A 10,195-nucleotide genomic window follows, 5' to 3' on the forward strand; every position below is an offset into this window, starting at 1 on the left:
ATAGAATAATCCCCACCCTTAACATAAATATTAGGTTTAAGTCGTTCTATGATATTAGTAGCAGTAGCTTCATTAAAAATTACTACTCCATCAACTGGTTTCAAAGCAGCTAAAACTTCAGCCCGTTGGACTTGCGGTACAATTGGTCGCATAGGATATCCCTCTTGTTGGGGCTTAATATTTTGAACCGATAGATCGCTATTTAATCCTACTACAAGCGATCGCCCTAGAGACTTAGCTGCCCATAAATAACGAATATGTCCAGCATGAACTAAGTCAAAGCACCCATTTGTAAATACTAAAGGTCGCCAAAAAGTTGGTTGAGAATTAATTAGCTGTTCTAATTCGGTCAAATTATAGAGGCCAGAAATTAGTTTTTGGGAGTCCATTTTTTAATATTCATCAGTTTTCTTCAGTAGGTGGTTTATATCCATGTTCAAAAGCATAACGAACCAACTGGGAGCGATTTTCTAAATTTAGCTTTCTCATTATTTTACTCAAATGAGTTTGTACAGTTCGAGGGCTAATAAACAAGCGATCGCTAATCTGCTTATTTGTCAAGCCTTCAGCAACTTCCCAAAATACCCTTTCTTCTGCTGGAGTTAGAGGTAGTGGTTCTGGATCTGCTAATGGTTGTATTTTTGTCATATAATCTTCAGTCAGCCGCTTCATTTCCAAAGAAATACGACTAGAACGAGCTAATTGAGCCTCTATTTTTGCTACTAACTCCCGCATTTCAAAAGGCTTATTGATATAATCATCTGCTCCCATAGATAAGCCTATAATTCTGTCTTCTAATTCTCCCTTACTTGACAGAAATATAAAAGGTATTAACTGACCTAAATTACTAGCTCGTAAACGCTGACAAAATTCTAAACCATCCATTTCCGGCATCATTATATCCGAAATAATTAAATCCGGCTCTTGTTGTTCCAGTATTGATAGTGCATCTAAAGCAGAATTTGCATCTGTTACTTCATATCCTTGAAATTCTAGATGTCGCTTGAGAAGAATTCTCAAGTTATCTTCATCATCTACAATTAATATTTTTTTATTTTGATAATTTTCTAAGTTTTCTTTCACTACTTGAATCCTCCCTAGTTCCCCGTTATCATTAATAATATAATATAATATTAATAATATTGTTTATATTTACAGGACTTAAGTATACCGAATACAGAAACTAAGTTTTTTTGCGTAGATTTCTATTGTTTAAACCAAGGATTTCTCGTAGCAACAGGGTTTGGCGCCTCTAAGTCTTATATTTATTCAGATTTACATCTATGATTTGGCTTTAAATATGACAATTGCAACTTTGATTACCATGAACTTTTGGGTTTAATTTATTTCATTTATTCTGGTTTTTAGTGATTTTTTGCAAAAAAAAATATTCTTTTTGATGTTTTTTTTTAATCTTACTTAACTTATTTGAATCTTAGTAAATATTAGTCTAAAAAAGTCAAAATGATAGGGTTAAACAAGAAAAAACATTAAACTGTTAAAATAGTATAATCAACCAACAAAATCAGATTTGTGAAGAACAGGTTTAACTTACGTCTATTATAGGCTAGCATTGTACGATAGATAGTTCTGTTCCATAAATTTAAAAAAAATAGTAAATAGGACTTACGCACGCGAAACTCAATTGCCAGGAAAAATCCTTCGTTTGAACAATCGACATCTAGGAAAAAACAAAGTTTCTGGATTTGGGTGCGTAAGTCCTGAGTAAAGGCAAAAAAGCTGATGGACCATGGTTAAACTCTGTCATAATTGTAAAAACAGACTGCTATTTTGAGACAGAGAAAATATATTTTCACCATCAGCAACAGAGTGCATCCTCAACATTTCAGACTCACCATGTCCAGTCAACTATAACTGAGAACTCAGCACAATCCCATGAAAGCAACAAATATCCGTTCATATTCCTCCATAGCTGCTAGGACTCTGACAATAGTAGGAGTAGTTATGATTTTGTCCTCTATACTTGACTTTATAGTCTTATCAATTCCATTTAACATAGGCAATAGAACATGGCAAATCAATTTAGCAACCCAAATAGTCGATCGGGGGATAATTCCCATGGTAGGAATGGCCTTATTATTCACAGGCTACTGGGTAAGTAGTAATTCTGGCCTTCAGGATACTTCAAAACCTTCGATATTAGATTTAAGATTTTGGGCACTTTTACTAGCTAGCTTATTAGGACTGGTATATCTATTACTATTTCCTGTACATTTAAATAACACGAGTCAAGCTAGGGCTGAGGCCATTGAACGCATAGATCGGCAAGCAAGTCAAGCAGAAACACAACTAGAAGCTCGTATAGGTAGCAGCGACTTTAAAAATCAGATCCAACAAAGGCGAAGTCAATTAAAAAATCAAATTACTAATTTACTAGCAGATGAAACTAGATTAAATGCAGCATTAGAAAATGAACAATTACCAAGCCAAGTAAAAACTTTACTGGAACAGTCAAAAGATAATCCTCAAGCTATCGATCAATTTCTCAATCGTCAAGCAGAACAATTACCAGATCAGCTTTTAACTAGAATTCGTAGTCGTAAGCAAGAACTAGAAGAACAAGCTAATAGAAATTCTTTTAAATCTAGTCTGAGAACAGGTCTGAGCAGCTTACTTTTAGCAGTAGGCTATATTCTGATTGGTTGGACAGGATTAAAAAATTTAGACAAGATTAAAAAATTTGGGAATTATTAAAGGTAAAGGATGTAGCCAAAATCCCGCTAGATAATTGCAAAGTAATATCTCACAATAGAGATGACTTTAATAATTAGGGAGGGAAGTAAGAGCAAATTAATATTAGTGAAAGAGAAAGTTTAAACTTAAATCTCATGCTCAATACCCTCCCAATTGGATATCTATTTAATTTAATTTAATTATCCAATTTAATCTTTATCAAAGAGCAATTACAAAAATTCATCGAATGTTCTCAATTTATATACTGACTTACAATGAAGAAATAGATATCGCTGCTTGTATTGAGTCAGCAATGCTGTCAGATGACATTATAATAGTTGATTCCTTTAGTAGCGATCGGACTATAGAAATAGCTCAATCTTATCCTGTAAGAATAGTCCAACACAAATTTGAAAGCCATGGACGACAGCGAACATGGATGTTACAGGAACTTCCTACTAAATATGAGTGGGTTTATATCCTGGAGGCAGATGAGCGGATGACCCCCGAATTATTTAACGAATGCCTAGAAGCGATTCAAAGAAAAGAATACATTGGGTATTACGTTGCAGAACGAGTTTTATTTATGGGAACTTGGATTCGTCGCAGCACCCAATATCCCCGCTACCAGATGCGCCTCTTTTCCAAAGATAAAGTGTGGTTTAGTGATTATGGTCACACAGAACGAGAAGTTTGCGATGGTCCTACAAGTTTTTTGCAAGAAACTTATCCCCATTATACCTGTAGTAAAGGTATTTCCCGTTGGATACAAAAGCACAACCGATATTCTACAGATGAAGCTGCTGAAACAGTTAAACAACTAGAAACAGGAAGCATCTCTTGGAAAAACCTATTTTTTGGTGGTTCGGAAGTAGAGAGAAGACGCGCTCTAAAAGACTTTTCCCTGCGCTTACCCTTCAGACCAATAGTTCGCTTCATATATATGTATATTTTTCTTAGAGGATGTCTTGATGGCCAAGCAGGATTAGCTTGGTGTACCTTGCAAGCTTTCTACGAATATCTCATACTAATTAAAGTTTGGGAAATGAAAAATATGCCTGTACCATCATTAACTTCAGCTACCGATCCTAATTCGCCCAAATTAGAAATAGAGGCACAAGGGTGAAATATAACTTAATAATCGGAGCAACTGCTAAATAATATAGTAGTTGAGTTGTTGGGTTGAAATATACGTTTACAAGTAGCTTCACCAACAAAGGTCGATAGACAGTTATTAATTTGTTAACAAAAGCCAACAAATAGTAATAATTACTATGGAAAAAGGAGCAGGTTCAGATGAAAAGCTAGGCTACTAAATAGTCTCTATCCTGATTGGTTCCCTCTAGGCTTGCCAAGCTAATTACTCCTATTTTTTCCAATGCCGATAAAAAGGGAAAAAAAGAAAAGTATCTGTGAGAAAATCTAGCAGATTATGGGGAGATATTCTTTTAGTAAGTAATCCTATCTGTGCATTATTAACAAATCGCAAAATTGTATTAGCTGATTCATAGCTGAAAAAAAGTACAGTTCATTAATGGATAATTACCTCTGGTTAAAACCGTAACGGAATTGAAGATAAGGAAATATGATTTCTTGTCTTGGTCGATTGGATCTGGTTAGGTAACCCATCCATCCCATCCTACGGAAAGCTCCACTTTTCATGTCGGCGAGCAGCCGAAATGATGGCTTTTTCCCCTTGAAAAGGGAGGCTTTTAACCTGAATTATTTAATTAATAATTATTCGGTAAGTTCCAAGTTAATCATCAAAAATACTCCCAGCTACAACCGCAAATCTACATCAGAAATCTGAGTAAATCAAACTATGCATCTAAGCGAAATTACTCATCCTAATCAATTGCACGGTCTTTCAATTCATCAACTAGAAGAAATTGCTAGACAAATACGAGAGAAACATCTAGAAACAGTCGCCACAAGTGGAGGCCATCTAGGTCCAGGGTTAGGAGTTGTAGAACTTACATTGGGTCTCTATCAAACTCTCGATCTAGATCGGGACAAAGTTCTTTGGGATGTAGGCCACCAAGCTTATCCCCATAAACTTATTACAGGTCGATATAACAATTTTCATACCTTGCGACAAAAAGATGGGGTTGCAGGTTATTTAAAACGTTGTGAAAGTAAATTCGACCATTTCGGTGCTGGTCATGCTTCTACCAGTATCTCTGCTGGTTTAGGGATGGCTTTAGCTAGAGATATGAAAGGAGATAACTTCAAAGTAGTTTCCATTATTGGGGATGGTGCTTTAACTGGTGGTATGGCTTTAGAAGCTATTAACCATGCAGGTCACTTACCCAAAACTAATATAGTGGTTGTGCTCAACGATAACGAGATGTCTATCTCTCCTAATGTAGGTGCGATTTCTCGCTATCTCAACAAAATGCGTTTATCCCCACCGATGCAGTTTCTTCAGGATAACCTGGAAGAACAATTTAAACATATTCCTTTTGTTGGTGAAACCTTTACACCAGAAATGGAACGCCTCAAAGAAGGGATGAAACGTTTGGCAGTGTCAAAAGTGGGGGCTGTAATTGAAGAATTGGGCTTTACCTACATGGGTCCTGTTGATGGGCATAATTTAGAAGAGCTAATTACAACTTTCCAACAAGCACATCAAATTCATGGACCTGTATTAGTTCATGTTGCCACAACTAAGGGTAAAGGATATGCAGTTGCTGAAGAGGATAAGGTTGGCTATCATGCTCAAAATCCCTTCAATTTGGCTACGGGTAAAGCTGTACCAGCAAGTAAGCCAAAACCTCCTAAATACTCTAAGGTTTTTGCCCATACTTTGGTGAAACTTGCGGAAAATAATCCAAAAATTATTGGTATTACTGCTGCTATGGCAACTGGCACAGGTTTAGATAAACTTCATGCTAAATTGCCAAAACAATATATAGATGTTGGTATTGCCGAACAACACGCTGTAACTTTGGCAGCAGGTTTAGCTTGTGAAGGAATGCGACCTGTCGCTGGTATTTATTCGACTTTCTTGCAACGAGCTTACGACCAAATTATCCATGATGTCTGTATTCAGAAGTTACCTGTTTTCTTCTGTTTAGATCGTGCTGGAATTGTGGGTGCGGATGGTCCGACTCACCAGGGAATGTATGATATTTCCTATTTACGTTGTATCCCAAATATGGTAGTCATGGCGCCTAAAGATGAGGGTGAGTTACAACGGATGGTGGTGACTGGTATTGAATATACGGATGGAGCGATCGCTATGCGTTATCCTCGTGGGAATGGTTATGGGGTGCCTCTGATGGAAGAGGGTTGGGAAGCTATTCCTATTGGTAAGGGTGAAATTCTGCGGAATGGTGATGATGTGCTGATATTGGGTTATGGTTCTATGGTACATCCGGCTATGCAAACTGCGGAAATTCTGAGTGAGCATGGTGTTAGTGCTACTGTGGTAAATGCTCGTTTTGTGAAACCTTTGGATACGGAATTAATTCTGCCTTTAGCGCAACGTATTGGTCAAGTTGTGACTATGGAGGAAGGTTGTTTGATGGGTGGTTTTGGTTCGGCAGTTACGGAAGCATTGATGGATAATAATGTGCTTGTACCTGTGTTACGTTTGGGTGTACCGGATAAGTTGGTGGATCATGCTAAACCTGATGAGTCGAAAGTTGATTTGGGTTTGACTCCTTCTCAGATGGCGGAACGTATTTTGCAGAGTTTTAAGCCGAAGTTATCGACTGTTAATGTTTAAAGAAGCAGTCAGCACTCAGCAGTCAGCTATCAGTAGAAGTACGTTTTCTAATGTTTAGAAGGGGATTTGAACCCCTCCTAAACCATCCAGTTTATAGAAATCGGAGATTTAACTAAGGTTCAAAAAGCTGATAGCTGTTTGCGAAGCATTCCGGAACGGAAATGCTAAAAGCTAATAGCTAGTTAATATTTTTGTGGGAAATTCTAGAATAGATTTTTCTGCAAGATAAATGTAGAGATGTTCTATGGAACGTCTCTACAAAGTTTATATAATTTTTGAAGATATAGAACTTATATCAGGTTGCATTAAATAACTGTAATAAACAATCTTTCCCCAACCTCGTAGGGACGTTGCATGCAACGTCCCTACAGTGGGGTTAATTAATGTTACTTGATATTACACAGGCGAACCCAGAAACCCGGTTTCTGGTAGTTGTCTATGATTAAAGACAATGATTTACCGTAGAAACCGGGTTCCTCCCGTGTAAGTCCTGAGATTTTTATTTACGCTTTAACATTGAACCACCTATCGCACCAAATGCTAATAAACCTAAAATTGAAGCAGGTTCGGGAGTTGAAACTTGCCCGTAAACAACATTGTCAAAGCTAAATCCGTCACCTGTACCTTGGAATAAAATCTCGGAGAAACTCATGTCTGAAACAAAGCCGAAAAATCCGAGTGGGGTATCGGGAATATCAATTGCGTCAGAACCAATAACAAACTCAGTAGTAAAAAATCCATTAGATATAGCCGCAAAGTCAGCACCAAAGGCAGTAATAGGAGAATCAAAATCCAATCGTGTAGCATCAGAAAAGAAAGCTAATGCGTTAACGTTAGGTGTTCCATCTATGTTAAATACAGAGAATTGAGCAGGAGGAACGTCGATGAAGTTTCTACCAAAACTTCGCGAACCAAGACCAACAAGAGTGAAATCGCCTACATCTAAGCTGCTTTGCTCAAAGGATACTTCCGTAGTAAAGTCGTTGAAGTCCTCTTCGCTAAAGGAGCCAACTGCTGCTTCCCAGTCAGCGCGGTCTGTAAATGTAGTAAAGTTTGCAGCTTCAGCAATGCCAGCAGATAAAGTGCTTAAAACAGCAATGGAAGCTAAACTTTTTACGGTCGTAGACCGTAAAAAGTTTACGGCATTTTTCTTGTTTATTTGACTAACCATAATAATTACTTTCCATGTAGATTTGAACTTTCTTTTCAGTAAGTTAAGTTTCTTGAATTAACCTAACTAAAAATATATTGGCATAGGTATTTTGTGAATTGCAACTGTTTATTCATACCAAATCCGGTACAGATAGACCCTTTCTATCCCAAACTGTAGAGAGCTTGCATACAAATTCTCTACAGGGTTTTCGGGGTTTGCTGAAAACGGTTCTATTCAACCAGGATTTGATATCACAACTTCATCAACTCTTCATAAAAAACAGCCATAAATCTAAAAAACTTTACTAAATATTCATAAAAACATCTATAACAATCCTAAATAGGTTTTGATTAATTGATAATTGATAATGGATAATTGATAATTACAAGAAGGTTAAAACCGTTACACCAATTGAATATAAGGAAATTCAAGAGCACTTTTTTCTCTTGAAATAGAAGGCTTTATACCTTTATTTTTCGGTAATATTTCATTGTAGGGGTTTGGTTGACAAATCCCATTTTTGCTTGGGGAAAGGAGACCAAACCCCTACAGTTTTTTTCACAAATCGTTGAGGATGAGTATACAGCGGTTTTCCTGCACAGTAGACCACAGTAGGGGCGAATGGCCATTCGCCCCTACAGAGTTTTGGTTATGACGATGTGGTTTATCAAGAGTGAAAAGCGCTGTAAATATGGATTTCTGGAGAAGTTATTATAGGCAGGACTTATATCAAGTAACATTAATTAACCGCAATGTAGGGACGTTTTGCTGCGCAACATGTTTGCGGAGCATTCCGGAACGGAAAACGCATTTTTGTTATGCAACGTCCCTACAGGTTTGGGTAAAGATTGTTTATTACAGTTGTTTAATGAGACATGATATTACGCATGCTTAACCTTTAAAACGCCAGATGTAGGGGCGAATGGCATTCGCCCTCACTTGATTTAGTTTCCATGCGTAAGTCCTGATAGAAATAGTTGTGGGGAGGGATTTCAATTCTTAGTTGTGCATTGTGATAATAGCAGTTATCAGATCAAATCTGCTGGCAATGAAAGTATTATCAGAAACCGAGTTTGTGGGAGTGTAGATGTTATACAATCGGGTATTTAAAACAAACCCGGTTTCTACGCTTTTTTATACCGATACTACCGGATTTGATCTACAAGCAAGATGCTTGTGTTTCACTGAAAAAAACTAATTATTATGCAAATAAATTATTTAATTCTTCTTTGCATTTATCCTCAAATTTAGGTTGAGTAATTAGATCATTTTTTAATTCTTCAAAAAGAGTTGATAAAACCTGAGTTTGCTGCTGTAGCTTAAGTTCAAACTTGGCTTCAAACTCAGCTTCAGTAATTGAACCTGCTTTTAATTCTTTACTTATATCTTTAAGAAAATTCTTTTGTTTTTTCTTGAGAGAACGGAATAACCAAGGAGAAATAAATTCTGATTGAATTTCTTGCCATATTCCCCGCTGATTTATCTCAGCTTCAGCTTCTGCCAAAAACAACATAATTGCAATTTCTCTAGGACATTCACTAATATAATCATAATAAATTCGAGCCAATCCTTCTTGTACTAAAATGTGCTGAACAAAAGTACCATCTAGTAAATAAACTTCACCAAAACAACGAGGCGATCGCCCTGGTCGTTTTTCTTCTCCAGTAATTTTAACTTTGACTTGATTACCACTTTTTTCCACTAATTCTTGGAGTCGCTCTTTGCCTTTTTCTCCCCATTCAAATTGACTACGATATAGTTGATTTTCATATTTACGATTCATTTTTTCTACCTGTGAATCTCCCCATCCTTTAGGAGTTTCTGGAGTATCAATATAAGCGAAACGGACGGTAATTTCTGCATCTGAATCATTAGCAACAACATCAAAGGTGTCAGCATCTGATACTTTTTTAACTGTGTAAGTTTCAAGAGAATCAAAATATGATGGAGCAGGTAATTTAACCTGACCTATGTGAGTCAAAATATTGTTGATTATTTCTTTCATCAATAATTATAAATTGCTAGTTATTTACTAATGGATAATCTTTTTAATTGATAATGAATTAGTTGGCTAAACTTTGGAAAAAAAGTAAACTATTTCCTTTAGATATAAAAAGGGTGGAAGTTTTTCAATATATGATGGAGGAGGTAATTTAACCTGACCTATGTGAGTCAAAATATTGTTAATTATTTCTTTCATCAATAATTATAAATTGCTAGATATTTACCAATGGATAATATTTTTAATTGATAATGAATTAGTTTGCCAAACTTTGGAAAAAAAGTAAACTATTTCCTTTAGATATAAAAAGGGTGAAAGTTTTTCAAAAGTACAAAAAATTTAAACTCTAAATAATTATCAATTATCCATTATCAATTATCCATTATTTCCCCCTATTCCCTATTCCCTAAGATTCTGAATTTGGCTAATTAACCAAGCATATATCTGACTACGACCTGTTGTTCGACATCGACGCAACGCTTCTTCGAGTAAACTAAAAGGTAATGGAGGTAAAACTTGTGATTTGGCGATCGCTCTACTCCCACCAGAAGCAATGGCAAAAGCAATTAGTTGAGCATAAACTACGTTTACAACCCAATATTCACTACAGTTTAGA

Annotated in this window: 7 protein-coding genes and 1 pseudogene; 3 read left to right on the forward strand and 5 right to left on the reverse strand. The window is 36.3% G+C overall.

What is annotated here, in order from left to right; all coding sequences use genetic code 11:
* On the reverse strand, nt 1–389 hold a 389-nt coding region (locus F6K22_RS18915), incomplete at its 3' end, for an adenylyltransferase/cytidyltransferase family protein (protein ID WP_293101090.1).
* Nucleotides 390–402: 13 nt separating this feature from the next.
* Entirely contained in the window at nt 403–1,083 is a 681-nt protein-coding gene (locus F6K22_RS18920; RefSeq protein ID WP_293101093.1) for a response regulator transcription factor, read from the reverse strand.
* Between the two features lie 813 nt (nt 1,084–1,896).
* On the opposite strand from F6K22_RS18920, the gene hpsJ-B reads away from it, so the two are divergent.
* From hpsJ-B to dxs, 3 genes are all read left to right on the forward strand, one after another.
* Nucleotides 1,897–2,715 (forward strand): hormogonium polysaccharide biosynthesis protein HpsJ, encoded by an 819-nt coding sequence (gene hpsJ-B, locus F6K22_RS18925; RefSeq protein WP_293101096.1) that lies wholly within the window; start codon nt 1,897–1,899, stop codon nt 2,713–2,715.
* 226 nt (nt 2,716–2,941) lie between these two features.
* Nucleotides 2,942–3,820, forward strand: coding sequence for a glycosyltransferase family 2 protein (locus tag F6K22_RS18930; RefSeq protein ID WP_293101099.1), 879 nt, complete (start codon nt 2,942–2,944; stop codon nt 3,818–3,820).
* Nucleotides 3,821–4,516: 696 nt separating this feature from the next.
* Nucleotides 4,517–6,424 (forward strand): 1-deoxy-D-xylulose-5-phosphate synthase, encoded by a 1,908-nt coding sequence (gene dxs, locus F6K22_RS18935; protein WP_293101102.1) that lies wholly within the window; start codon nt 4,517–4,519, stop codon nt 6,422–6,424.
* A 499-nt stretch (nt 6,425–6,923) separates the two neighbouring features.
* Here dxs and F6K22_RS18940 read toward each other — a convergent pair whose 3' ends face one another.
* From F6K22_RS18940 to F6K22_RS18950, 3 genes and pseudogenes are all read right to left on the reverse strand, one after another.
* Complete coding sequence (locus tag F6K22_RS18940) at nt 6,924–7,595, reverse strand: PEP-CTERM sorting domain-containing protein (protein WP_293101104.1); 672 nt, start codon at nt 7,593–7,595, stop codon at nt 6,924–6,926.
* A 1,183-nt stretch (nt 7,596–8,778) separates the two neighbouring features.
* Entirely contained in the window at nt 8,779–9,582 is an 804-nt protein-coding gene (locus tag F6K22_RS18945; RefSeq protein WP_293101107.1) for a thermonuclease family protein, read from the reverse strand.
* Nucleotides 9,583–9,978: 396 nt separating this feature from the next.
* Nucleotides 9,979–10,195, reverse strand: a pseudogene (locus F6K22_RS18950) (Uma2 family endonuclease); the annotation flags it as partial.

Source organism: Okeania sp. SIO2F4 (genome assembly GCF_010672385.1).
Taxonomy (GTDB): domain Bacteria; phylum Cyanobacteriota; class Cyanobacteriia; order Cyanobacteriales; family Microcoleaceae; genus Trichodesmium.